This is a genomic window from Methyloversatilis sp. S146-33 (assembly GCF_059552495.1).
Genome location: NZ_JCANOT010000042.1, coordinates 31730 through 55699, shown reverse-complemented (window position 1 = coordinate 55699; position 23970 = coordinate 31730). Strand labels below are relative to the sequence as shown.

General features: G+C 67.0%; 19 protein-coding genes and 1 tRNA gene. 5 read left to right on the top strand and 15 right to left on the bottom strand.

The window, feature by feature from the left end:
* The first annotated feature begins 60 nt into the window (after positions 1–60).
* Positions 61–183: transfer RNA gene (locus AC51BJ_RS18355), tRNA-Ser, on the top strand.
* Between the two features lie 161 nt (positions 184–344).
* On the top strand, positions 345–1115 hold the full coding sequence (locus tag AC51BJ_RS18350; protein ID WP_019915420.1) for an oxygen-binding di-iron domain-containing protein: 771 nt from the start codon (positions 345–347) through the stop codon (positions 1113–1115).
* A gap of 20 nt (positions 1116–1135) precedes the next feature.
* On the opposite strand, the gene AC51BJ_RS18345 is transcribed toward AC51BJ_RS18350, so the two are convergent.
* The 4 genes from AC51BJ_RS18345 to AC51BJ_RS18330 form a co-directional block, all read right to left on the bottom strand.
* Positions 1136–1480, bottom strand: coding sequence for a BON domain-containing protein (locus AC51BJ_RS18345; RefSeq protein WP_430432727.1), 345 nt, complete (start codon positions 1478–1480; stop codon positions 1136–1138).
* A 183-nt stretch (positions 1481–1663) separates the two neighbouring features.
* Positions 1664–3040, bottom strand: coding sequence for a sigma 54-interacting transcriptional regulator (locus AC51BJ_RS18340; RefSeq protein ID WP_304005453.1), 1377 nt, complete (start codon positions 3038–3040; stop codon positions 1664–1666).
* Positions 3037–3519 (bottom strand): hypothetical protein, encoded by a 483-nt coding sequence (locus AC51BJ_RS18335; RefSeq protein ID WP_496281175.1) that lies wholly within the window; start codon positions 3517–3519, stop codon positions 3037–3039. The genes AC51BJ_RS18340 and AC51BJ_RS18335 overlap by 4 nt, the downstream gene beginning before the upstream one ends.
* Positions 3509–4906 (bottom strand): HAMP domain-containing sensor histidine kinase, encoded by a 1398-nt coding sequence (locus tag AC51BJ_RS18330; protein ID WP_496281174.1) that lies wholly within the window; start codon positions 4904–4906, stop codon positions 3509–3511. The genes AC51BJ_RS18335 and AC51BJ_RS18330 overlap by 11 nt, the downstream gene beginning before the upstream one ends.
* A gap of 352 nt (positions 4907–5258) precedes the next feature.
* Here AC51BJ_RS18330 and AC51BJ_RS18325 point away from each other — a divergent pair, with 352 nt between their 5' ends.
* Entirely contained in the window at positions 5259–5840 is a 582-nt protein-coding gene (locus AC51BJ_RS18325; protein ID WP_304005444.1) for a bactofilin family protein, read from the top strand.
* Positions 5841–5846: 6 nt separating this feature from the next.
* On the opposite strand, the gene AC51BJ_RS18320 is transcribed toward AC51BJ_RS18325, so the two are convergent.
* The 4 genes from AC51BJ_RS18320 to AC51BJ_RS18305 all read right to left on the bottom strand — a co-directional run bounded on the left by AC51BJ_RS18320 (position 5847) and on the right by AC51BJ_RS18305 (position 13133).
* The gene (locus AC51BJ_RS18320; RefSeq protein ID WP_496281173.1) at positions 5847–7289 is read right to left on the bottom strand and encodes an efflux transporter outer membrane subunit; all 1443 of its coding nucleotides are present in this window, start codon (positions 7287–7289) and stop codon (positions 5847–5849) included.
* On the bottom strand, positions 7286–10399 hold the full coding sequence (locus AC51BJ_RS18315; protein WP_496281172.1) for an efflux RND transporter permease subunit: 3114 nt from the start codon (positions 10397–10399) through the stop codon (positions 7286–7288). The genes AC51BJ_RS18320 and AC51BJ_RS18315 overlap by 4 nt, the downstream gene beginning before the upstream one ends.
* A 14-nt stretch (positions 10400–10413) precedes the next feature.
* Positions 10414–11637 (bottom strand): efflux RND transporter periplasmic adaptor subunit, encoded by a 1224-nt coding sequence (locus AC51BJ_RS18310; protein ID WP_430432723.1) that lies wholly within the window; start codon positions 11635–11637, stop codon positions 10414–10416.
* 104 nt (positions 11638–11741) lie between these two features.
* Complete coding sequence (locus AC51BJ_RS18305) at positions 11742–13133, bottom strand: TAXI family TRAP transporter solute-binding subunit (protein ID WP_496281171.1); 1392 nt, start codon at positions 13131–13133, stop codon at positions 11742–11744.
* A 204-nt stretch (positions 13134–13337) separates the two neighbouring features.
* Between AC51BJ_RS18305 and AC51BJ_RS18300 the strand changes: the two genes are divergently transcribed.
* Together AC51BJ_RS18300 and AC51BJ_RS18295 are read left to right on the top strand one after the other, a co-directional pair.
* On the top strand, positions 13338–14372 hold the full coding sequence (locus AC51BJ_RS18300) for an HD domain-containing phosphohydrolase (RefSeq protein WP_496281170.1): 1035 nt from the start codon (positions 13338–13340) through the stop codon (positions 14370–14372).
* 3 nt (positions 14373–14375) lie between these two features.
* Entirely contained in the window at positions 14376–17477 is a 3102-nt protein-coding gene (locus AC51BJ_RS18295; protein WP_430432720.1) for an ATP-binding protein, read from the top strand.
* Here AC51BJ_RS18295 and AC51BJ_RS18290 read toward each other — a convergent pair whose 3' ends face one another.
* From AC51BJ_RS18290 to glyQ, 7 genes are all read right to left on the bottom strand, one after another.
* Positions 17478–18131, bottom strand: a complete 654-nt coding sequence (locus AC51BJ_RS18290) for a laminin B domain-containing protein (RefSeq protein WP_496281169.1) — start codon at positions 18129–18131, stop codon at positions 17478–17480. It abuts the gene before it with no gap.
* 98 nt (positions 18132–18229) lie between these two features.
* On the bottom strand, positions 18230–18628 hold the full coding sequence (gene gloA, locus AC51BJ_RS18285) for a lactoylglutathione lyase (protein ID WP_019915435.1): 399 nt from the start codon (positions 18626–18628) through the stop codon (positions 18230–18232).
* Positions 18629–18793: 165 nt separating this feature from the next.
* Positions 18794–19570: a M48 family metallopeptidase gene (locus tag AC51BJ_RS18280; RefSeq protein WP_019915436.1), complete on the bottom strand. Its 777-nt coding sequence runs from the start codon at positions 19568–19570 to the stop codon at positions 18794–18796.
* Positions 19539–20282, bottom strand: coding sequence for a lysophospholipid acyltransferase family protein (locus AC51BJ_RS18275; protein ID WP_430432717.1), 744 nt, complete (start codon positions 20280–20282; stop codon positions 19539–19541). The genes AC51BJ_RS18280 and AC51BJ_RS18275 overlap by 32 nt, the downstream gene beginning before the upstream one ends.
* Complete coding sequence (gene gmhB / locus AC51BJ_RS18270; protein ID WP_496281168.1) at positions 20282–20824, bottom strand: D-glycero-beta-D-manno-heptose 1,7-bisphosphate 7-phosphatase; 543 nt, start codon at positions 20822–20824, stop codon at positions 20282–20284. Before gmhB ends, AC51BJ_RS18275 begins: the two co-directional genes overlap by 1 nt.
* A gap of 4 nt (positions 20825–20828) precedes the next feature.
* Positions 20829–22934, bottom strand: coding sequence for a glycine--tRNA ligase subunit beta (gene glyS / locus AC51BJ_RS18265; protein ID WP_496281167.1), 2106 nt, complete (start codon positions 22932–22934; stop codon positions 20829–20831).
* A gap of 74 nt (positions 22935–23008) precedes the next feature.
* The gene (gene glyQ, locus AC51BJ_RS18260) at positions 23009–23959 is read right to left on the bottom strand and encodes a glycine--tRNA ligase subunit alpha (RefSeq protein ID WP_496281166.1); all 951 of its coding nucleotides are present in this window, start codon (positions 23957–23959) and stop codon (positions 23009–23011) included.
* Between the last annotated feature and the right edge of the window lie 11 nt (positions 23960–23970).

Here is a 23970-nt window from a genome sequence, read left to right as displayed (position 1 = left end):
TAGCCCTCATGTAGCCATGACTATAGCAATGCATGTAAACGCACATCAACCTATTTATTAGGCTAAACGGGGACTTACTGTGAAAAAGGTCCAGGCCATCAACCTCGAACAACGCCGATAAATCAGAACTTTTGCGGACTCATAATCCGTTGGTGCTGGGTTCGACTCCCAGGGGGCCCACCAGATCGCCCGCCCCAGCCCGCAGACGGCTGGGGCCCATCGCTCCGGGCGCCCGCCCATTGATCGTCATCAAGCCCCCCGCTGCCGGCGCCTAAAAGCCCGCCGATTTGCGGCACACTGTCGCCTTGGTAATCAGTCGGCATTTCGGCAAGGGGTGATGGGCAATGGCAGTCGAACTGTTCAACAACGGCAAGCACGTCTGCCTGGCCTTCTATGATCTGGTCGACGAAGGCGCCGACCATGCGGTGCAGTGCAACCAGTTCCTGGTGGTGGACGGCGAACACGGCGCGCTGATCGACCCCGGCGGCAACATGACCTACACCGGGCTGATGATGTCGATGCAGCGCTACTTCCCGTCGAAGGACCTCGATCTCATCCTCGCCTCGCACGCCGACCCGGACATCATCGCGTCGATGAACAAATGGATGGTCAGCACCTCGTGCAAGGTGATGATTTCGAAGCTGTGGGCGCGCTTCCTGCCGCATTTCACGACAGGTCGCGACTACACGGCACGCATCATCCCGATCCCGGACGAAGGCATGCGGATTCCGCTCGGCGGCATGGAAATGCTGGCACTGCCCGCACACTTCATGCACTCGGAAGGCAATTTCCAGTTCTACGACCCGGTGTCGAAAATCCTGTTCTCCGGCGACATGGGCGCCTCGATGATCGGTCACAGCGAAGCGCTGCCACCGGTCAGCGATTTCGACGCACACATTCCGCACATGTTCGGCTTCCATCGCCGCTACATGGTGTCGAACAAGATCTGCCGCTACTGGGCGAGCATGGTGCGCGGACTCGACATCGACATGATCGTGCCGCAGCACGGCGCCCGCTTTGAGGGCAAGGCGATGGTGAAGCGCTTCGTTGACTGGATAGAAAACCTGCCCTGCGGCGTCGACCTGATGACGCAGGCGCACTACAAGGCGCCCTGAACGGGCGCGTCGGAGCGCACTCAGCGCCCGGCCACTTCCAGCGCGTTGTCGACAGCGCGCACACCGGGGACCGCCATCGCCGTCTGCAGCGCGCGCGCCAGTTGCGACGCGTCGCGCACGACCCCGCTCAAGGTGACGCGCCCGTCACGGGCGCTCACCGCGACATAGCAGCCGCTCAAGGCCTCGTCGCCGCCAAGTGCGCCCTTGATCGCCTCCTGCAGGCCGCGGTCGCGATCGTCGGTGACCGGATCGCGCAGCGTCGCCTGCGTGGCGGCGACCAGACTGGCCACCTGCGCGGGCGAGCAGATCGAATAGGCGATTGCGGTCGTGGTGAGCAGGGTCGCAATGGACTGGCGGGTGATCATGGTCTGCCTCCGTATCTGTTTTAGCGGCGTATTCCGGCCGGTGGGAGTGCCCGCATCAGCACACGCCATGCCACACCTCGCCTGCCTTTGAATTCAGATACTTGGACGGTGCGGCACACACTGCGCGTCGGGCTGCGGCGACGCGCGCCCGACACTGGACCGCAACCCCTTGCGCCGCGCCGGTCAGGCCTGTCGCATCTCGGCGACATCGCCGCGGAACAGGCCGGGGTTCAGGTCGTAGCGCTGCAGCAGGCGGTAGAACTCAGTGCGGTTGCGGCCGGCGATGCGCGCCGCGTCGGTCACGTTGCCGGCGGTGAGCTTGAGCAGCTGCACCAGGTAATTGCGCTCGAAGCGCTGTTTCGCCTCCGCGTAGCCCAACGCCTCCATCGGCTTCACACGCAGCGCGCGATCCACCAGCGCGCGCGGCACCAGTGGCGTAGTGGCCAGCGCGCACGCCTGCTCGACCACATTCTGCAGCTGCCGCACGTTGCCGGCCCAGTGCGCGGTCGCCAGCGCTTCCAGCGCGTCGGGCGCGAAGCCGCGCAAGCGCTTGCCGTACTTCTTTGCCAGCGTGCGCAGGAAGTGCTCGGCCAGCAGCGGAATGTCCTCACGCCGCTCGGACAGCGGAGGCAGCGTCAGCGTGACCACGTTGATGCGGTAATACAGGTCTTCGCGGAACTGCCCTTGCGCGAGCAGCGCGTCGAGATCGCAATGGGTGGCCGACACGATGCGCACATCGACCGGCTCCGCCTGCGTCGCGCCGACCGGCCGTACCGCCCGCTCCTGCAGGACGCGCAGCAGCTTCACCTGCAGCGCCGGCGGCATGTCGCCGATCTCGTCGAGAAACAGCGTGCCGCCGTGCGCTGCACGGAACAGCCCGGTGTGGCGCGCGACCGCGCCGCTGAAGGCGCCGCGTTCGTGGCCGAACAGTTCGGATTCGAGCAGCGCGTCCGGTATCGCGCTGCAGTTGATGGCGACGAAAGGCGCCTGCGCGCGCGGGCTGGCGCGGTGCAGGGCGCGCGCCAGCAATTCCTTGCCAGTTCCGCTGTCGCCGCGTATCAGCACGCTGGCATCGGAGGCAGCGACCAGCCGCGCCTCGTCGAGCAGTGACTCCATCCGCGCACTGCGGCTGATGAAGCCATCACGCCAGCCAGCGTCGATCGCCGTCACCGCACCGGCCGGAGCGGCGTGCGACAGCGCCTGAGCGATGCGATCGAGCAGTGAGGCGCTGTCGAAAGGTTTGGTCAGATAGCCGGCGACGCCGCGCGAGGTCGCCTCCACCGCATCGGGAATGCTGCCGTGCGCGGTCAGCAGGATGACCGGCAGCGCCGGGTGCTGCGCACGGATATCGTCGAACAGCGCGAGCCCGTCGCGGTCCGGCAGACGCACGTCGCTCAGTACCAGGCTGAAGCGCTCTACCGCCAGTCGCGTCAGCGCCGCCTCGGCCGTTTCGGCAGTGCTGACACGATAGCCGCTGGCCTTGAGCCGCAGCGACAGCAGGCGCAGCAGATCGGTGTCGTCGTCGACCAGCAGCAGACGGTGCTGCCCGTCCGCCCTCACCGCGGTACGCCGCGCGACGGAATGCGCGCGGGCGGCAGGCTGCGCTCGATGTCGGCCAGCGCGTCGAGCTTGCGCTGCAGTTCGTCCGCCCGCGCCTGACTGTCCTTCAGTTGCTGGCTGCTGCGTTCGAGCTGCTGCGTCAGCTTCACGTTGGCCGCGTCCAGGCGCTGGCGCTCGATCAACTGTTCGAGCAGCGATTTCGCATACGGCTGCACGGCCCGTGCCTCGTCGCTGCTGGAGGCGACCAGCGCCTCCAGCAGCGTGCGTGCGCGCATCAGATTGCCGCCGCGCGGCTGCGCCGCCTGCATCGCCTGCTGCAACTGGCGTTCCGCCGTATTGGTCTGTGTTTCAAGCGCCGCCGGCTGCGGCGCTTCGGCCGCTGCCGGCGCGGATGGCGCGGGCTTCACGCCGGCGCAGGCAACGAGCGACAGCGCAAGCGCGATCGCGATCAGACGGGTCACACGGACGTCAGCTGGCATGGGGCAATTCGATCCTGAAGTGGGCACCGCGCTCGGCTGGCAGCACCAGTGCCCGGCCGCCGTGCGCGGCGATGAATTCGCGCACGATGGCCAGTCCGAGGCCATTGCCCTTGTCCGGGCGCGGTGCGCGGCGGCTGCCGCGGAAAAAGGGTTCGAAGATGCGTTCGGTCTCGTCGGGCGCGACCCCCGGACCTTCGTCGATGCAGTCGATGCGCGTGGTGCCGCCATCGCTGCTCAGTTCGAGCCGCACCGTACCACCGTGCGGGCTGAAGGCGATGCCGTTGGCCAAGAGGTTCGTGAGCGCGATGCGCAGCTTGGCGGCGTCGCCGCGCACCGGCGGCGCATAGCCGCTGACGTCGAGACGGATGTCCTTGGCCTGCGCCTGCAGCTTGAGGTCGGCCGCCACTTCGCGCGCCAGCGCACGCAGCGCGGTCGGCTTCAGTTCGAGGTGGCGGGCGTCGAACTGCGTCGCGTTGTAGCCGATCAGCTGTTCGATGCGTTCCTGCAGCGCGCGCGCATTGGCGTCGAGTATGCCGCTGACTTCGATCTGCTCGTCGCTGAGCCGTCCTGTCACACCGTCCTGCAGCAGCGCAATGCCCTCGCGCAGCGACGCGAGCGGCGTCTTCAGTTCGTGCGACACATGGCGCAGCACGCGATTGCGATGCGCTTCAAGATCGGCCAGCCGCAATCGCAGCCATTCGAGCTTCTCGCCGAGGCGGCGCAGATCGGCCGGGCCGCCGACCTGTACCGGCGTCGAGAACTGTCCTTCGCCGAGGCGCGCAATCGCCTGCTCCACACGCTTCAGCGGCCGCAGTATCCACCAGCCGGTGACCACCGCGAGCAGGAGCGCGAGGGCGATGGCCGCCAGCACCTGCGTCGCCAGGGTGTCACGGCTCGACTCCAGCGTATCGAGCAGCGCCGCATTGCGGCCATCGATGGCCTCACGCACGCCGGCGGCAAGGCGATCATTGATCGGTGCGAGATCGGGTAACGCGTCGCCAACGGCGGCCTCGGCGGGCTGGTCGAACACGGCGCGCAACTGAGCTTCGGTGCGTCGCCACGTGTCCGCGTGCGGCGCGATCTGCGGCAAGCTCGCGGTCATCGTCGCCAGCGAGGCCAGCGCTTGCGTCTGAGCCTCAACGTAGCGGCGACGCAAACCGTCGTCCCGCAGCACGGCGTATTGACGCGCGCTGCGCGCCATGTCGAGCGAACGCTCGTCGATCTGCTGCATCGCCGACGTCAGATTCAATGCGCCACTGCCCGCCTCGCGGCTGGCGCGGGCGAAGTCCTGCAGCATGATCCAGCCACTTGCTGCTGCGGCACCGAGCGCGCCGGCGATCAGCAGCACGGTCAGCAGCAGGGTGGTACGGAAGGATGCATGAGGCATGAGTCGAAGGATTTCCGGTGAACGTCCGAGTCTAGGCAGCCCGGACGCGGGCCGCGGTAAGGTCCGGTAATGGAATGCAACAGAACGTTAAATCCGCAACGCCCGGGCGGTGTGTCGCCACTCGACGACAGGGCCCAGCGCACGTCTTGATGGGCGCCGCGCCCGCTTCCACGCAGCCGACTGTCGCGCTGCGGCGACAGAATCGCGGGGATTCGCTGCTGAAGTGCCGGGAAAGGTCGAACGGAAGTACGTAACTCATTGATCAAATAATAGATTCACCACCAGGCACACGATTTGCGAACAGTCGGTGCGCGCCGTGCCGCACGGTGCGAGCCACTTTCAAGGAGAAGACATGTTCAACAAGCCCGGCCTGTTCCCGAAATCCACCGAATCCACGCTGCCGCGCACGATACGACCGGGCGGCGGCGGCACGTCCGGCAGCGGCATGACGGTAAGCACGACGCCGTCGCCGGCCGCACTGTCGCCGCAGCGCGACACCCCGGCGCCGCAGCCGTCGAAGCCGGAAGCGATCGAGCCCTCGCCCACCCACGGCAGCCGCCTCATCGTCGGCCCCGACGTGAAACTGCGTGGCGCCGAAATTCTCGATTGCGACACGCTGGTGGTCGAAGGCCGGGTCGAAGCGACGATGGACAGCCGCGTCATCCGCATCGCCGAGAACGGCGCCTACTCCGGCACCGTCAGCATCGACGTGGCGGAAATCCACGGCAATTTCGACGGCGAACTGACCGCGCGCGAACAACTCATCGTCCATGCCACCGGCCGCGTCAGCGGCAAGATCCGCTACGGCAAGATCCATATCGAGGAAGGCGGCGAAATTTCCGGCGACATTAAATCGCTGGCCAGCGCCGGCAAGGAAAAGCCGGTCGAGCGCAAAGCCGACGAGCCGCGATCGCTGACCGCGCTCGCCGGTTGAAGCGGATCAGCGGACGGACGGCGCTGCGGCGTCGTCCGGCGCGGCCACAGCCTCCTCACCCCATCCGCCGCCGAGCGCGGCGTACAGGTTCACCACTTCGGCCAGTTGCCCCTGGCGTGCGCGCACCAGTGCCAGCGACGCCTCGTTGGCGGTGCGCTGCGCATCCAGCACTTCGAGATAGCGCGAGTAGCCCGCGTCGTAGCGCTTCTGCGCCAGTTGCAGGCTGCGTGCCGCGGCGTCGGCCTGCGCCTGCAGTGCGCTCACGCTCTGCGCGTAACGTTCGGCAGCGACCAGTGCGTCACGCACGTCCGTGAAGGCGTTACGGATGGCCGACACGTAGCCGGCCAGCGCCTGCTTCTGCTGCGCCGTGGCCTGATCGACACGGGCGCTGCGGCGACCAGCGTCGAACAGCGGCAGGTCGACTGCAACGCCGAGCGACCAGATATTGGCCGGGCCGCTGAACAGGTCCGACAATTCGCGGCTCTGCGAGCCATAGTTGCCGGTCAGCGAAATCGACGGATAGAGCGCCGCCTTGGCGACACCGATCTGCGCGTTGGCCGACGCCAGTTCCGCCTCCGCCTGTCGCACATCGGGACGGGCGTCGAGCAGCGACGACGGCAAGCCGGCCGGCGGCAACGGCGGCAGCGGCAGACTGCGCAGGTCGCCGGCCTCGATATGCATGCCCAGATTGCCGGTCAGCAGCGCGATCTGGTTTTCGGCGATGCCGCGGCTGCGCGCCAGATCGGCGATCTGCGCCTCGATCGCCGCGACCGCGCCCAGCGCCTGCTGCAGTTCCAGTTCGTTGGTGAGGCCACGCTCGACACGGCTGCGCAGGATGTCCACGTTCTCGCGCCGCGTGGCCAGCGTGTCGCGCGACAGCACAAGCTGGGCGTCGAGCGCGCGCAGGTTCAGATAGCCACCGACCACCTGGCTGACCAGCGTCAGCTCCACCGTGTCCTTCGCGTGCCGCGTACCGAGCGCCTGCGCGCGCGCCGCCTCGCTGGCACGGCGCAGCTTGCCCCAGAAGTCGAGTTCGAACGAGGTCGAGATCGCGGTCTGGAAGCTGTTGCGATAGAGCGGCGCACCGGCCGGTATAGGCGCGCCGACGCCACTGATACGCGAGCGGCTGGCGCCGGCTTCGAGGCCGACGTCGGGGAACAGGGCCGCACCGGCTTCGCGCAGCAGCGCATCGGCCTGTTCGATCCGGGCCGCGGCGCGCTGCACGTCGGCGTTGTCTGCCAGCGCCCGCTCGATCAGGGCGTTCAGCGTGTCGTCGTTGAACTGCTTCCACCAGCCCCGCGCGACGGCGACGGGCGCCGCGTCCTGCGCCGGCGCGTACTGTGCCGGCAGATCGACCGTCGGGCGCACGTAGTCCGGGCCGACCATGCAGCCGGACAGCAGCGCGGCGCAGGTCAGCGCGAGCGGCGTTTTCAGGGCGGCGGGCATCATGCGGTCACCTCGTCGGCCGGGCCGTCGTTGCGGCGCGCGGCCTTGCGGCCGGCCATCCAGCTGTAGAACATCGGAATGAATATCGTGGCGATGAAGGTGGCGGCCAGCATGCCGCCGAAGACGCCGGTACCCATGGAGCGGCGCGCCGCGGCGCCAGCGCCGGTGGCGGTGACCAGAGGCACCACGCCGAGGATGAAGGCCAGCGCCGTCATGCAGATCGGGCGGAAGCGCAGTCTTGCAGCTTCCAGCGAGGCGGTGATGGCGTCCATGCCTTCCTGCTGCTTCTGCAGCGCGAACTCGACGATCAGAATGGCGTTCTTCGCCGCCAGACCGACCAGCACCACCAGACCGATCTGGAAGTAGATGTCGTTCGGCATACCGCGCATCCATACCGCCAGCAGCGCACCGAGGATGGCGAACGGGATGGCCATGATGACCGCCAGCGGCAGCGACCAGCGCTCGTACTGCGCGGCCAGGATCAGGAACACCATGATGATGCCGAAGCCGAGCGCCAGCACCGAGGTGATGCCGGTGCGCTTCTCCTGGTAGGCCTGGCCCACCCATTCCAGCGTGTAGCCGGCCGGCAGCACCTGACGCGCCACCTCCTCCACCGTTTCAATGCCTTCGCCCGAACTGCGGCCGGGCGCGGCGTTGCCGAGAATCTTGGCGGCGACGAAGCCGTTGAAACGCTCGACCATTTCCGGTCCGACCACGGTGCGCACGCTGATCACCGCCGACAGCGGAATCATCGCGCCGGAGCTCGACCGGACGTAGGGCTTGCCGAGATCTTCCGGTTTCATCCGGTAGGGCGCGTCGGCGCCGAGCTGCACCTTGTAGGTCTTGCCCGAGCGGTTGAAGTCGTTCACGTACAGCGTGCCCATCGTCGCCTGCAGCGTCGAATACAGCGCGTCGAGCGGAATGCCCAGCGACAGCGCCTTCGGCTCATCGACGTCGACAGCGAGCTGCGGTGACGACACGCGGAAGAAGGTCTTCACGTCCACCAGCTCGGGCCGCTTGTTCAGCTCGGCGATCAGCTGGCCGGTGATGGCGGCCAGCTTGCGCGCATCCGAATCCTCGCGCGCCTGCACATAGGCCTCGAAGCCACCTGCCGCACCCAGGCCCTGGATAGGCGGCGGATTGAAGATGAAGCCCATGCCGTCGGTCAGCTTCATGCCTTCGGCGGCGATCACCTTCTGCAGGTCGTCGGCCGTGGTCGCGCGGTCCTTCCATGGTTTCAGCACGACGAAGGTCATCGCCACGCTGGGCCGGTTGTTGCCGGTGATGAAGTCCATGCCGCGCACCATGAACACGTTCTCCACCGCCGGGTGGTCGTTGATGACGCGGCGGATCTTCTCGAACGACACCTCGGTCCGCTCGGCAGAAGCGCCGTCGGGCAGCGTGACGAAGCCGAACAGATAGCCCTGGTCCTCGGACGGCACGAAGGCGCCGGGCACGACGCGGAACATGAAACCGGCGCCGGCGAACAGCAGCAGGACCAGCAGCGTCGCCACCACGCGGTGGCGCAGCGTGGCGCCCACGGTGCCGGTGTACAGCCGGGTAAGCCACTCGAAGCCGCGATTGAACGGGCGGAAGAACTTCACCTCGCCCTCGTGCTCCTTCAGCATCAGCGCGCACAGCGCAGGCGTCAGCGTCAGCGCGACCACGCCGGAGATCGTCACCGAGATCGCCACCGTGGCGGCGAACTGCTGGTAGAGCTGACCGGCGATGCCGCCGAGGAAGGCGACCGGCACGAACACCGCACACAGCACCAGCACCATCGCCACCAGCGCGCCGGACACCTCGCGCATCGCCGCCATCGACGCCTCCTTGGGCGGCAGCGCGTGCTCGCGCATCTGGCGCTCGACGTTCTCGAGCACGACGATGGCGTCATCGACCACGATGCCGATCGATAGCACCATCGCGAACAGCGTCAGCGTGTTGATCGAGAAGCCGAGCGCCCACAGACCGGCGAAGGTGCCGACCAGCGACACCGGCACCGCGATCAGCGGAATCAGCGTGGCCCGCCAGTTCTGCAGGAACACCCACACCACCAGCACGACCAGCACGGTGGCCTCGGCCAGCGTATGCACCACCTCCTTGATCGACTCGCTGATGAAGCGTGTGGTGTCGTTCGGAATGATGAATTCAGTCCCTTCGGGCAGACGCTGCGACAGTTCGTCGAGCTTGGCGCGCACTGCCTTGGCGGTGTCGAGCGCGTTGGCGCCCGACTGCAGATAGACACCCATACCCGACACCGGCGTGCCATTCACCTTGGTCGTGCGGTCGTAGTTCTCGGCACCGAGTTCGATGCGGGCGACGTCCTTCAGGCGCACCACGCCGCCAGGCCCGTCGGCGCGCAGGATGATGTTCTCGAACTGCGGAATGTCGAGCAGGCGGCCCTTGGCGGTCACCGTGTAGGTGAGCTGCTGGCCGTTGGTGACCGGCTCCTGACCGATGCGGCCGACTGCGTTCTGCGCGTTCTGCACACGGATGGCGGCCGCCACCTCGGTGGTCGTGATGCCGAGGCGTGCCATCACGTCCGGCTTCAGCCAGACGCGCATCGCGTACGGTGCGTCAAAGGCAAGGGCGTCGCCTACGCCCGGCAGGCGGCGCAGTTCCTCCAGCACGTTCACCTGCACGTAATTGGTCAGGAACAGCGTGTCGCGCTGGCCGTCGGTCGACTTCAGCGCGGCGATCATCAGCAGGTTGTTCGAGCGCTTGCGCACCACCAGACCGGAGCGGCGCACGTCTTCCGGCAGCCGCGACTCGGCCACCGAAATGCGGTTGTTCACGGCGATCAGCGCGGTATCCGGATTGGTGCCCACCTCGAAGGTGAGCGTGATGGTGACCGTGCCGTTCGAGGTCGAGGTCGAGTTGAAGTACAGCAGGCCCTCGATGCCCGACAGCTGCTCCTCGATCGGTGCCGCCACCGTGCGCGCCAGCGTTTCCGAGTTGGCGCCCGGATAGGTCGCCGTGACGATGACCGTGGGCGGCGAGATTTCGGGGTACTGCGCGATCGGCAACGACAGCGAGGCCACCAGGCCCGCGATCATGATGACGATGGATATGACGCCCGAGAATATAGGGCGATTGATGAAGAAGCGGGCCATGTGCGGGCGCTCCTTCAGGACTTCGCCGGCGGCGCGGCTTCACCCGCCGCGCGCGGCGCCACCGGCGCACCCGGTCGCAGCTTGATCAGGTTATCGACGATGACGCGGTCGCCAGCCTGCAGACCGCCGGTCACCACCCAGTCCTTGCCCTGCCACTGACCGAGCTTGACCGGACGCGGCTCCACCTTGCCTTCGGCATTCGCCAGCATCACCACCGGACCGCTTTCGGTCTGCGTCACCGCAGCCTGCGGTACCAGGAACACATTGTCGCGCTCACCGGCGATCACCCGTGCGCGGACGAACTGGCCGGGCAGCACGACGGCGTCGGCATTGGCGAACTCGGCGCGCATTTCCAGCGTGCCCAGCGCAGGATCGATGCGGCTGGCGGAAAAATTGATGCGGCCACGCTGCGGCAGGATGCTGCCGTCGGGCAGCTGCAGCTCGACCTCGCGGAAGCTGCGCACCGCGGCCCGCCCGCCCGGCACAGCGGCCAGATCGTTGTCCGACAGACTGAAACGCACCCAGATCGGATTGATCTGCGCGATGGTGGTGAGCAGGCTGTCGCTGCCGGTATTCACCAGTGAACCTTCCGAGCGATGGGCGCGGCCGGTCACCCCGGCCACCGGCGCGCTCACCTGCGTGTAGCTCAGATTCAGCTCCGCCTCGCGCACCGCTGCCTCGGCCGACTTCACCGCGGCGCGGGCCACGGCAGTCGCCGAGCGGGCGTCATCGAATTCCTTCTGGCTGATCGCCTTCTCTGCCACCAGCCCGGTCAGACGCTGCGCTTCACGTGCCGTCTGTTCCTCGACCGCCTGCGCTTCGGCCAGACGCGCCTTGGCCTGCGCCAGCGCAATCTCGAACGGTGCACGCTCGATACGGAACAGCATCTGCCCGGCCTTGACCGGCTCACCCTCGCGGAACAGCCACTTTTCGAGGATGCCGCTGACGCGCGCCCGCACTTCGACTTCGCGCGCACCTTCGGCCTGCGCCACCGCCTCGACCACCAGCGGCGCCTGCGTCGGCGCCACTTCAATCACGGTCACCGGCATCGCCTGCGGCGCCGCGGCGGCCGGCTGCGCGGACTTGTCGCCGCTGCAGGCGGACAGCAGCAGTGCTGCAGCGATCAGCACGACGAAACCGAAAGAGGTGTGGAGCGGAGAAAGTCGGCGTCCCGGGCGCACGGCCAGGCGGGAAATCGGGCGCGAGGCAGGCACGGCGGCCGCGGAGCGGACAGGCATCGGGGAACTCTCCTGAATTCGGCCTGCAATTATATACAAGCACGAATGTTTGTAAATTTGCCTCATGCGCGGTGTTGGCGCATGGCGGATGAACTGTCACTGAGTCACAACGGCGCCGATTCGGTTCCTGCGGACGGCGGATTCTCCGGCGCGGTGCCCTCCGGTATGCCCTGCAGTCGACGCCGGACCATGTGGATGTGGGCACGCAGCTGGTAGTGATAATCGGAATGCGCCAGCGGCACCGTGATGCGCGCGACCGCCGCCTCGATGCGGTCAATGTCGTCCAGCCACTCGGCCCGGCTTCGTTTCGTGTCCGGCAGCATTGCCTGACGTTCGACGTCCTTCAGTTCGCCATACCAGCGGTACAGCTTGCTGCGCACACGCCAGACGTAGAGCTGCGGCAGAATCTTGAACAGCGGCAGGGCCAGCGCGAGCAGCGGCACCAGCAGCACCAGCATGCGATCGAACAGGTTGGCGATCGAGAACGGCAGGTAGCGCTGCAGGAAAGGCGGACCGACCTCGTAGAAGCGTTTGGCGCGCGGATGCAGTTCGAAGTCGCCGCCGTCGGGCTTTGGAAACTCGCCGGGTCGCTGGAACACGCTGGCCTCGGCATGCGCCGGCTTCATCGCGCCCAGCATCAGGTCGATCAGCGCCGGATGCGTGTCCTCGCGCGCCACCATATAAGCCTGTGTCGCCACCAGCGACACGTCCTTCGGCGGAATGTCGCGCACGAAATCGATGGCGCCACGCGGCAGCGTGAGCATGGTCAGATGGGGGAAGCGGCGAGAATAGGCGGACGCCTGCGCCATGCTCATCAGCGAAATCCCGTCCGAATAGAGCAGCGCCCACACACTGGCCGAGTGCACCGCGCCAACCACGACCAGCGCGTCGATGCGGCGGTCGCGCAGCGCGGTGACGCCGGCGATTCCGCTCAACGGCAGCAGGCGCCGCCTGTCGTCCGCCATGCCGTGCGCGGCCAGCATCTGCAGCGCAAGGTGGCGGGTGCCGCTGCCTTCGGGCCCGACGCCGATGCGCAGGCCCTTCAGCTGATCCAGCCGCTCCAGCCCCGGCCGGCCGCGGTAGAACACCCATACCGGTTCGTAATAGGCGGCCCCGAGCGACAGCAGCCCGGGCGGGTGATCTTCCGCGCTGCCGCCCTGGACGAAAGCGAAATCGACGGTCTGCTCCGGGTCGTTCAGGCGCTTCAGGTTCTCGATCGAACCGGCGCTTTCGAGCGCTTTCACGCCGACGCCGAAGGGCTCGATCAGCGGTTTGTAGCGCGCGCAGAACGATTCATACGCTGAACCCTGAGCGCCGCAGGAGATCGTCGTCTGATCGGGCGGCGCCGGCTTGATGTAGCGGGCAGCGAACCAGAAGCCGGCGGCGATGATGAGCAGCGCAGGCACGCCGAGCGCGAACATGTCGCGGAAGGACAGCTGGCGCAGCCAGTTGCGCAGCGCGGAAGCACGGAGCGTATAGGGCGTCGGAGCATTCATCGGGCAGTAGGGTAGCGCGCAGACCGGGCTCGTGCACGGCCGGATGCCCTCGCGCACGTGTGTTTCATTCTGTCAGCCGCGATCCTGGCCGTCTAAAGTCGCCCGCACGCGGCGCCGTTATTCCTTCGTGCGGAAAGGATGGATCGGGCGGGCCGATCGGGCACCGCCGCACATCGAACAAGATACGCACACGGGGTGCCCTGGATGAATGTAGTGGTCGTGGATGATGCGCAGGTGAATCTGGTTCTGATGTCTGCGCTGCTGGGCAAGCTGCCGGACGTTGAAGCGACCTGCTTCCTGTCGCCGTCCGAGGCGCTCGAACACTGCATGCGCGAAGACCCTGATCTGGTCATCGTCGATTACATGATGCCGGACATGGATGGCATCGAATTCATCCGGCGCTTCCGCTCCAATCTGGCGCGCACGCAGACGCCGCTGCTGATGGTCACCGCCGACCACGAGCGCGAAGTGCGCTACCGCGCGCTGGAGTCCGGCGCCAACGACTTCCTGACCAAGCCGGTCGACCGTGTCGAGTTCACCTCCCGCGTCAAGAACATGCTGTCGCTGCGTCGCAGCCAGGTCGTGCTGGCGAACCATGCCCGCGTACTGGCCGAAGAGGTCCGCCGCGCCACTGCCGAAATATTCGAGCGCGAGCGCGAGACGCTGAACAAGCTGGCGCGCGCGGCCGAGTTCCGCGACCCGGAGACCGGTGCACACATTCTGCGCATGGCACACTTCTCGGCGCTGATCGCACGCGAAATGGGTCTCGACGCGGACATACAGGAAGCATTGCTGATCGCCGCACCGATGCACGACGTCGGCAAGCTCGGCACGCCGGACCACATCCTGCTCAAACCGGGCCGCCTCGACCCGGACGAGTTCGAGATCATGAAGCAGCACGCCTCCATCGGCTACGAAATCCTGAAGGACTCGGCGTCGCCCTACATGCAGCTGGCGGCGACGATCGCACTCAGCCATCACGAGAAGTTCGACGGTAGCGGCTACCCCAAGGGCCTCGCCGGCGAAGCGATCCCGCTGGTTGGGCGCATCGTCGCAGTGGCCGACGTGTTCGACGCACTGACCTCGTCGCGCCCCTACAAGAAGGCGTGGGAGGTCGCACGGGCACGCGACTTTCTCGCCGCTGGACGCAACCTGCACTTCGATCCGAGCTGTGTGGACGCCATGCTTGGACGCTGGGAGGAAGTGCAGGAGATCCGGGCGCGCTTCCGGGACGACTGAGTCATGAAGCTGCTTGCCTTCGGGCCGCACCGCCTGCTGCTGCGCATCACCGCGCTGTTCGCCCTCGCCTTCAGCATCGGCGCCGCAGGCAACGCACTGTACACGGCCCGCGAACAGGCGGACGAAACACTGCGCCTGCTTGAACGCAGCGCACTGGCCGAGTCACGCGCCATCGCGGCCGGCCTGGCCGCCGACATCGAACACGACCGCGATGCACTGCTCGCGCTGCGACCACGGCTGCCCGACACGTCCGTGCTGATGGCAGCGGCACTGATCGCGCCCAACGGCGAAGTCATGTCGGCGCTCAGGCGCGCTGATGACGGCGCTTGGCGCACAGCCGTCGCCCGTCTGACCGACGCCCCGCCACCAGGCCTGATCGCGCGTGCGCGCACCGCAGCAGAGGACGACGCGGGGCGGCGGGTCATCGTCAGCTGGGTGCCGCTGGTGGCTGGCGGACAGACCGTCTGGCTGCGCACCGAGACCGATACGCAGGAAGCACGCGAAGTGCATGCGCACATCCTGCACGACAGCCTGCTGCACGGCCTGTTCGCGCTGCTGCTCGGCTCCGCGGCCCTCTATCTGCTGCTGCGCCGGCCGCTGGCCGCGCTGAACCAGTGCACCGACTTTGCCGAAAGACTGGATCTGGCAATGGGCGAAACCCTGCCGGCAGCGACCGGTTCGCACGAAACCGACCGACTGGCGCAGGCACTGAACTGGGCGTCGCTGAGCCTCTACGACCAGCGCAGCGCGCTCGCCGAAAGCGAAGCGCGGACAGGAGCCATACTCGGTGCGGCGCTCGACGCGGTGATCACCTTCGACGGCTTCGGCAACGTGATCGAGTACAACCCGGCCGCCGAACGCATGCTGGGCTGGACGGCGGCCGAAGCGATGCAGCATCCGGTGATCGAACTGCTGGTCGCACCTGCCGAACGCGAACGCGGCCAGCACGACCTGCTGCAGTGGCTGGGCCGCCGCTTCGACGCGGTGATCGGCCACCACATGGAACTGGACATCCGCCACCGCAGCGGTCGCCGCTTTCCCGCCCAGCTGGCCATCACCTCGACGCACATGAAGGGGCGCGCGCTGTTCACCGCCTTCATTTCCGACATCAGCGAGCGGCGCGCGGTGCACGAGCAGATGATGCAGGCGCGCGACGCGGCCGAAGCCGCGAGCCGGGCGAAGAGCGACTTCCTGGCCAATATGAGCCACGAAATCCGCACCCCGATGAACGCCATCATGGGCATGACCGAACTGGCGCTCGACACCGACCTGACCGGCGAGCAGCGCGAGTACCTGACGCTGGTGAAGCAGTCGTCGGACACGCTGCTGACGCTGATCGACGACATCCTGGACTTCTCGAAGATCGAGGCCGGGCATCTGGACTTCGAGCACATCCCGTTCAGCCTGCGCGAGGTGATCGGTAGCATCGTGCGCACGCTGGCGCCCAAGCCGGGCCGCCCGGTCCAGCTCGGCTGTCGCATCGATCCATCGGTGGCGGACGGCGTCATCGGCGACCCGGTGCGGCTGCGTCAGGTGCTGACCAATCTGATCGGCAATGCGCTGAAGTTCACCGAGCGCGGCAACGTCGATCTGGCGGTCACGCTCGACAGCCAGGACGAAGGCGTGCAAACGCTGCGCTTCGCCGTGCGCGACACCGGCATCGGCATTCCCGCGGACAAGCAGGCACTCATCTTCGACGCCTTCTCACAGGCCGACAGTTCGACCACTCGCCGCTTCGGTGGCACCGGTCTCGGCCTTGCGATCTGCACACGACTGGTCAAGCGCATGGGCGGCAGGCTGGAAGTGATCAGCGCACCGGGTGAAGGATCGACCTTTCATTTCACCGTGCCCTTAACCAGCGCGCGCGCCGGTGAACTGGCATCGCAGGAGAGCGGCTCGCTGGAACGGATGCCGCTGCTGGTGATCGAGCCCGACCCGACATCGCGTGCGCATCTCGCTGCACAGCTGGCGCAATGGCAGATGGCGGCACGCTTGTGCGCTGACCTCGACGAGGGCATTGGCGCCATCGTCGCGGCCGAGAGCGAGGCGCAGTGCTTCCGCGCACTGCTGGTGGCCGAGGACCTCGCCGCACGCGACGGCTGGGCCCTGGTGCACGCACTGAAGGGACAGTGCGCCGCCGAACTGCCCATCATCCTGCTGCACGATGGCGAAGCGCCCGGGGCCGACCGCCTGCCGGCCGGTGTCAGCGGCGTTGTCGCGCGGCCTGCGCAGACCGCCGCGTTGCTCAACGCACTGATGGCCGCGACCGGCACCGGCACGACCGGCGAGCGGCGCAGCATTCCGGTGACCGAGGGCGGCGAGGGACGCCGTCTCAACATCCTGCTGGCCGAAGACAATCCGGTTAACCAGACGCTGGCGGTGCGCCTGCTGGAGCGACTGGGCCACGAAGTCGACGTGGCGGCGAACGGCCTCGAAGCCGTCGCGAAGGCGGCCTGCATCCGCTACGACGTCATCCTGATGGATCTGCAGATGCCACAGATGGGTGGCTTCGACGCTACGCGTCACATCCGGGCACAGGACGGCGAGCGGCATACGCCCATCGTGGCGATGACCGCGCATGCGATGGCCGGCGACCGCGAGAAGTGTTTCGCCGCCGGCATGGACGCCTACGTATCGAAACCGATACAGGTTCCGGCACTGATACGCGCACTGGAAGAGGCATTGCAGAAGCCGGCGTCGGCGCCGGCCGAACACCGCGAGGAGAACGTCGGCAAGGCGGACGACATGCACGCGACGCAGTTCGACCGCGCGTTCACGCTCGGCAATCTGGGCGGCGACGAAGTGCTGATGCGCGACATCATCGTGCTCTTCCTGCGCGACTACCGGGCCATGCTGGGTGCGTTGCGCGAGGCACGGTCGGTATCGCGCGATGCGCTTGCGGTCGAGGCGCACACGATCAAGGGTACGGTGCGCAACTTCGGCGGCACCCGGGCCGCCGGCATCGCCGGGCGGCTAGAACGCAGTGGCGCCACGGCGCCGGACGACGCCGGCACCGACCTGCTGATCGACCAGCTGGAAACCGAGGTGGAGGCCCTGGCCGCCGAACTGCGGGCGGAACTGCAGGCCGCCCGCGTCGCGGCCTGATCAGCCGAGACGTCGCCGCGCGACACCGGCAACCAGCGCCACGCCGGACAGCATCAGCGCCCACGATGCAGGCTCAGGCACGGCGGTAATGGCGACGTTGTCGAGCGCCGTCGTCTCCACCACCCCCGAAATGTACTCGCCGCGGATACGCAGGCGCTGCAGGTCGCCGAGTACCGACTGCATTTGTGCAGCGGTGGCGAAACTGCCGCCAAGACCGCCGACGCGCCAGCTCCCCTCCGCCAGCGACACGGTGAAGTCGGTCCAGTCAATGCCGGGCTGGTTGTCGTGCTGGAACACCAGCACCAGGCCCGCACCGTTCACCAGAACCACGTCCGGATCGTCGCGCCATTGCGGTGTCTGTACCGACAAGGTCTGGCTGTAGCGCAGCGTACCGCCGTAGTAGCCCGACAGATCGCCGAGGAAGGACTCCGGTGCTTCGAAGAAGAAGCTCATCGCCGACGGATCGGTGTAGCGGATGAACTGGCCTTCCTCGTCGTAGTCCGGTGTGAAGGAGCCGCCGAAGGAATCGAAGGGAGGATTGGTGTCGGACACCGTCCAGCCGTCGCTGCCGGAATCGAAGGTGCTCGACGGTGCGGCCAATGCCGCCTGGGACGCGCCGAGCGACAGCAGCAGCGCGATGATGTGGGAACGCATGTCCGACCTCCGATTCCGATGTTGGAAGCCGGCAACCTAAACCTGCAGGGCACGCACGCCACGTGAATATCTCACGGACGTGCGTCGTCGGTGGCGACTCAGCCCGCGGACTGCGAGCCGCGCTGGATGAATTCGATCTTGTAGCCGTCCGGGTCCTCGACGAAGGCGATCACGGTCGAACCGTGCTTCATCGGGCCGGCCTCACGCACCACCTTGCCGCCGCGCGCCTTCACCTGCTCACAGGTAGCGTAGGCGTCGTCGACCTCGAGCGCGATGTGGCCGTAGGCGTTGCCGAGGTCGTACTTGTCGGTGTCCCAGTTGTGGGTCAGTTCGAGCACCGCGCCGTCGGCTTCGTCCTGGTAGCCGACGAAGGCCAGCGTGAACTTGCCGTCCGGATAGTCCTTGCGGCGCAGCTCGCGCATGCCGAGCACATTGGTGTAGAAATCGATGGAGCGGTCGAGATTGCCGACGCGCAGCATGGTGTGAAGGATGCGCATGTGTGAGTCCTCATTTCAGTTCAGTACGGCCGTTCCGAAGGACCTGACCTCCCCCTCGGGGGGTGAGGCAGGGGTTTCGCGGCGCATTGCGCCGCGCCTGCCGAACGGGTCGGCTGTGCAAAGCCGGCCCTGTGCGAGCTTGGCGAGTAAGGGGGCGGTTTCATTCTAGGGGGCGACGATGCGCCCCGGGTGGTGCGCGCGCAGTTCTCGCCGCGCCGCCTCGAAGCCGGGCAGGATGGCGGCTACGGTGTCCCAGAACGCGCGCGAGTGATTGAGTTCCTTCAGGTGCGCCAGTTCGTGCGCGATCACGTAATCGATCAGCGCCGGCGAGAAATGGATCAGTCGCCAGTTCAGCCGTATCACGCCCTGCGCGGTGCACGAGCCCCACAGCGTATTGGCCGAACTGAGCACCACACGTTCGGGTGCCACGCCGATGCGCGCGCCCAGTTCGGTCGCGCGGCGGGTGAACAGCGCCAGCGCCTCCTGCTGCAGGAAGCCGCACACCGCGTCGCGCACGCGGTCGTGGTCGGCGTCGGCCGGCAGCGGCAGGCGCAGCACCTCGTCGTCGATCAGCGGGCGCGCGCAGGTGTCACCGAGTCGCAGCATGACGTGAGTGCCCAGCCAGGGCAGTCGGGCACCGTCGCGCCAGTCGGTGCGTACCGGGGCGCGACGGGCGCGCACTTCGCCCAGCTTGGTGAATATCCAGCGTTGCTTCTCGCGCAGCGCTTCCTCGATCTGCGGCAGCGTCACCCAGTGCGGCGCGGTCACGCGCAGGCCGGATTCACCGATGGAAAAGCCGATCGAGTTGCGGCGGCTGCGGCGCAATGCGTACTCGATGATCTGCTGACCGAGCACGATGTGGCGACCGCGCGGCTGCGGCGGCGCGTTATCCGGCGTATCGAGCGCCAATTCAAGCTGCTGCGGGCTGTGGGTTTGAGCCATAGTGATGCGGGAACAGTCTGCGCATTTCACTTTCGATCCAGGCTTGAGCCTGCCCGTTGATCTGTTCCGCCGTCAAGCCCTGCGTGTCGATCGCCGGTCCGATGCTCACCGTGATCTCACCCGGCAGCTTGAGGAAGGCATTGCGCTTCCAGAAGTCGCCGGCGTTGTGCGCGATCGGCACCACCGGCGCACCGGTCACCTCGGCCAGTCGCGCGCCGCCTATCTTGTAGCGCTTCGTCTGCCCGGGCGGCATGCGCGTGCCCTCGGGAAAAACGGTCACCCAGAAACCGAGGTCGAGCAGGCGGGCGCCCTGTTCCTCGACCTGTTTCAGCGCGTCCTTGCCGGCGCCGCGGTCGATCGCGATCATCGGCATGCAGCCCAGGCCCCAGCCAAAAAACGGAATGCGCAGCAGTTCGCGCTTGAACACGAAGGCCACCGGCGGCAGGAACACCTGCAGCGCCATCGTTTCCCATGCCGACTGGTGTTTGCACAGCACCACCGCCTTGCCCTTGGGCAGGTTCTCGCTGCCGATGACGCGATGACGCAGGCCGACGATGATGCGCAGCGCGAACATGGTCAGATGCGTCCACAACCCGATCAGGCGATAGCGCACGTGCGGCGGCAGCGGCCGCGCCAGAATGGCGATCAGCGAAAACGGCGGCGTGATGACAAAGAGGAAGACGAAGAACAGCAGCGAGCGGACGAAGGGCATCAGTCGGTATTCACCGTGAGTGCGCGCACATAGGCGGCGAGGTTGTCATGAACCGGCGTGCCGGGCGGCAGCTCGGGATCGGCTTCGGTCTTCCCGCCCTTGCCGGTGCGTACCAGCACCGGCTGCGCACCGGCGGCGACGGCCGACTGCAGGTCGCGCAGGCTGTCGCCGACCACCGGTACGTCATCAAGGTCGACGTTGAAGCGCTCGGCGATCTCCAGCAGCATGCCCGGCTTCGGCTTACGGCAGGCGCACTTGGAATCGGCCGCGTGCGGACAGAAGAAAATGGCGTCGATGCGCCCGCCAGCCTGGGCGACCGTGCGGTGCATCTTGTCGTGGATGGCGGCCAGCGTGTCCATGTCGAACAGGCCACGACCCACGCCCGACTGGTTGGTCGCCACCACCACGCGCCAGCCCCACTGGTTGAGCAGCGCGATCGCCTCCATCGACCCTTCGATCGGTCGCCATTCCTGCGGCGACTTGATGAACTGGTCGGAGTCGTAGTTGATGACACCGTCACGGTCGAGAATGATGAGCTTCACCCGCTCAGTCCTTCAGCTCAAGGCGGGAAATGTCGGCCACCGCATTCATCGCCGACGCCAGCTCGCCCAACAGCGCCAGGCGGTTGGCGCGCACTTTCGGGTCGTCAGCATTGACCATCACGTCGTCGAAGAAGCGGTCGACCGGCGCGCGCAGCTGCGCCAGTGCGGTCAGTGCTTCGGTGTAGCGACCCGCATCGAGATCGCTGCGTAGCGCAGGCTGCACCGCCGTCAGCGCGGCGTGCAGGTCGCGCTCGGCGGCTTCGGCGAACAAAGCCGCGTCGACACCGACCGCCACGCCATCCGCCTTCTTCAGGATGTTCACGATGCGCTTGTTGGCGGCGGCCAGCGACTGCGCCTCGGGCAGCGCCGAGAAGGCGACCACGGCTGCGAGCTTGGCCGGCACGAGGTCGATGCGCGTCGGTCGCAGTGCCAGCACCGCGTCGATCGCGCGCGCATCATGGCCGGCTTCGCGCAGCAGGTTGCGCAGACGCTCGAACATGAAATCGAGCAGTTGCGTTTCGAAATTCGCAGCGTCGCCCTCGCCCACCTGGCCGGCGCGGAAACCGCCGCGCGCAGCGGCAATCAGTTCGGCGAGATCGAGCGGCAGCGGCGTTTCCATCAGGATACGCAGCACACCGAGCGCGGCACGGCGCAGCGCGAACGGGTCCTTGTCGCCGGTCGGGATCTGACCGATGCCGAAGAAACCGGCCAGCGCGTCGATCTTGTCGGCCAGCGACACGGCGCAGGCCACCGCGCCCTCCGGCAGCGCGTCGCCGGCGAAGCGTGGGCGGTAGTGCTGCTCGACCGCCTGCGCGACGACCTCGGCTTCGCCGTCGTGCTGTGCGTAGTAACGCCCCATCACGCCCTGCAACTCGGGGAACTCGCCCACCATGTCGGTCATCAGGTCGGCCTTGGCCAGCAGACCGGCCCGCGCCGCCTGCATCACGTCGGCGCCGAGGCGGCCGCCAATGTCGGTGGCCAGACGCTGGATGCGCATGACGCGGTCGAACTGGCTGCCCAGGCGGTTGTGATAGACCACCGCCTCCATTTTCGGAATGCGTGCGGCCAGCGGCGTCTTCTTGTCCTGCTCGAAGAAGAAGCGCGCGTCCGACAGCCGGGCGCGGACGACACGCTCGTTGCCGGACACGATGTTGTGCGGGTCGGCCACCTGCATGTTGGACACCACCAGGAAGCGGTTCAGCAACTTGCCGTTGGCATCGAGCAGCGGGAAGTACTTCTGGTTGGCCTTCATCGTCAGGATGAGGCACTCCTGCGGCACGGCGAGGAATTCCGCTTCGAACTGCGCAACGTAGACGTTGGGATTCTCGACCAGCGCCGTCACTTCGTCGATCAGCGCTGCGTCATCGACGTGGTGTACGCCGTTGCCGATGTCGCCACAGACGTGCGCCAGTCGCTGCACGATGAGCGCGCGGCGCGCGTCGAAGGACGCCATCACCGCACCGCGCTCGTACAGCGCACGCGCGTATTCGTCGGCGTTCGCCAGCGTCACTTCGCCCTCGCCCATGAAGCGGTGGCCGCGCGTGCTGCGACCCGAGGCGTGGCCGAAGGCCTGGCCTTGCACGACGCGCTCGCCATGCAGCAGCACCAGACCGTGCACCGGGCGCACGAACTGGTAGTCGCAGTCGGCCCAGCGCATCAGCTTCGGAATCGGCAGCTTCTTCAGCGCGTCGAGCACGATGCCAGCCAGCACGTCGTCGAGCGCTGCGCCCGGCACCGTCATCGCGTAGAACAGCGTTTCGCTCTTGCCGTCCAGGCGCCGGGTGAACTGCGGCAGCGCCTCGACCGGAATGTTCTTCGCCTGCAGCTTCTTCAGCAGCGCCGGCGTCGGCTTGCCATCGGCATCGAGCGCGACGGCGACCGGCATCAGCTTTTCATCGACCACCGCGTCGGGCGCGCAGTCGGTCACGCCCTGCACCGTCAGCGCGAGACGGCGCGGGCTGGCATAGCGGTCCATGCGCGCGTCGGCGGCGACCAGCTTGCGCTCGACCAGCGCCTTGAACACCGCGTCGGCAAACACCTCGCCCAGACGCGACAGCGCCTTGGGCGGCAATTCTTCGGTCAGCAGTTCGACCAGCAATGTGGCTTGCATAACTTTTCCAGAGGGCCGCCGCGGCGGCCTCAAAACGGTTCTGTCGGATCGGAACGGGGCAAGAACGCGGTAACTCAGGCGGCACGCAGCGCTTCGATGCGCTGGCACTCTTCCTCGCCGAGCAAGGTGCGCAGGCGCGGGCTGCTCAGGTCGGCCATCGGGAAACCGCGCTGCTCGCGCGAGGCGTAGTAGGCCTGCGCCACCAGCCTTGCCAGCGCGCGCACGCGGCCGATGTAGGCAGCGCGTTCGGTCACCGAGATCGCGCCGCGCGCATCGAGCAGATTGAAGCTGTGCGAGGCCTTCATGACCATCTCGTAACCGGGCAGCGGCAGGCCGGCCTCGATCAGGCGTTTCGCCTCCGACTCGTAATCGCCGAACTGGCGGAACAGCCATTCGACATTCGAATGTTCGAAGTTGTAGGTCGACTGTTCGACCTCGTTCTGGTGATACACGTCGCCGTAGCGGATGCCCGGCGCCCACACCAAGTCATACACGTTCTCGACGCCCTGCAGGTACATGGCCAGACGCTCGGCGCCGTAGGTGATTTCGCCGAGCACCGGCTTGCATGGAATCGAACCCACTTCCTGGAAGTAGGTGAACTGCGTCACCTCCATGCCATCCAGCCACACTTCCCAGCCGAGGCCCCAGGCACCCAGCGTCGGCGATTCCCAGTCGTCCTCGACGAAGCGGATGTCATGCTGCGACGGATCGAGGCCGAGTGCGCGCAGGCTGTCGATGTACAGCTCCTGGATGTTCGGCGGCGACGGCTTCAGCGCGACCTGGAACTGGTAGTAGTGCTGCAGGCGGTTCGGGTTCTCGCCGTAGCGGCCGTCCTTCGGGCGGCGCGACGGCTGCACGTAGGCGGCTCGCCAGGGCTCGGGGCCGATGGCGCGCAGGAAGGTGGCAGTGTGGAAGGTGCCGGCACCGACCTCGATGTCATAAGGTTGAAGCAGCGCGCAGTTCTGCTCGCCCCAGAAACGGGACAGACGCAGCAGCACTTCCTGGAATGTGGGTGCAGCAGACATGGAGCCAGACC

Bases quoted from the DNA above. Each gene is read 5' to 3' on its own strand.
- AC51BJ_RS18350 (WP_019915420.1), top strand. From the start codon at position 345: ATGGCAGTCGAACTGTTCAACAACGGCAAGCACGTCTGCCTGGCCTTC.
- AC51BJ_RS18345 (WP_430432727.1), bottom strand. From the start codon at position 1,480: ATGATCACCCGCCAGTCCATTGCGACCCTGCTCACCACGACCGCAATC.
- AC51BJ_RS18335 (WP_496281175.1), bottom strand. From the start codon at position 3,519: ATGCCAGCTGACGTCCGTGTGACCCGTCTGATCGCGATCGCGCTTGCG.
- AC51BJ_RS18330 (WP_496281174.1), bottom strand. From the start codon at position 4,906: ATGCCTCATGCATCCTTCCGTACCACCCTGCTGCTGACCGTGCTGCTG.
- AC51BJ_RS18325 (WP_304005444.1), top strand. From the start codon at position 5,259: ATGTTCAACAAGCCCGGCCTGTTCCCGAAATCCACCGAATCCACGCTG.
- AC51BJ_RS18320 (WP_496281173.1), bottom strand. From the start codon at position 7,289: ATGATGCCCGCCGCCCTGAAAACGCCGCTCGCGCTGACCTGCGCCGCG.
- AC51BJ_RS18315 (WP_496281172.1), bottom strand. From the start codon at position 10,399: ATGGCCCGCTTCTTCATCAATCGCCCTATATTCTCGGGCGTCATATCC.
- AC51BJ_RS18310 (WP_430432723.1), bottom strand. From the start codon at position 11,637: ATGCCTGTCCGCTCCGCGGCCGCCGTGCCTGCCTCGCGCCCGATTTCC.
- AC51BJ_RS18305 (WP_496281171.1), bottom strand. From the start codon at position 13,133: ATGAATGCTCCGACGCCCTATACGCTCCGTGCTTCCGCGCTGCGCAAC.
- AC51BJ_RS18300 (WP_496281170.1), top strand. From the start codon at position 13,338: ATGAATGTAGTGGTCGTGGATGATGCGCAGGTGAATCTGGTTCTGATG.
- AC51BJ_RS18295 (WP_430432720.1), top strand. From the start codon at position 14,376: ATGAAGCTGCTTGCCTTCGGGCCGCACCGCCTGCTGCTGCGCATCACC.
- AC51BJ_RS18290 (WP_496281169.1), bottom strand. From the start codon at position 18,131: ATGCGTTCCCACATCATCGCGCTGCTGCTGTCGCTCGGCGCGTCCCAG.
- gloA (WP_019915435.1), bottom strand. From the start codon at position 18,628: ATGCGCATCCTTCACACCATGCTGCGCGTCGGCAATCTCGACCGCTCC.
- AC51BJ_RS18280 (WP_019915436.1), bottom strand. From the start codon at position 19,570: ATGGCTCAAACCCACAGCCCGCAGCAGCTTGAATTGGCGCTCGATACG.
- AC51BJ_RS18275 (WP_430432717.1), bottom strand. From the start codon at position 20,282: ATGCCCTTCGTCCGCTCGCTGCTGTTCTTCGTCTTCCTCTTTGTCATC.
- glyS (WP_496281167.1), bottom strand. From the start codon at position 22,934: ATGCAAGCCACATTGCTGGTCGAACTGCTGACCGAAGAATTGCCGCCC.
- glyQ (WP_496281166.1), bottom strand. From the start codon at position 23,959: ATGTCTGCTGCACCCACATTCCAGGAAGTGCTGCTGCGTCTGTCCCGT.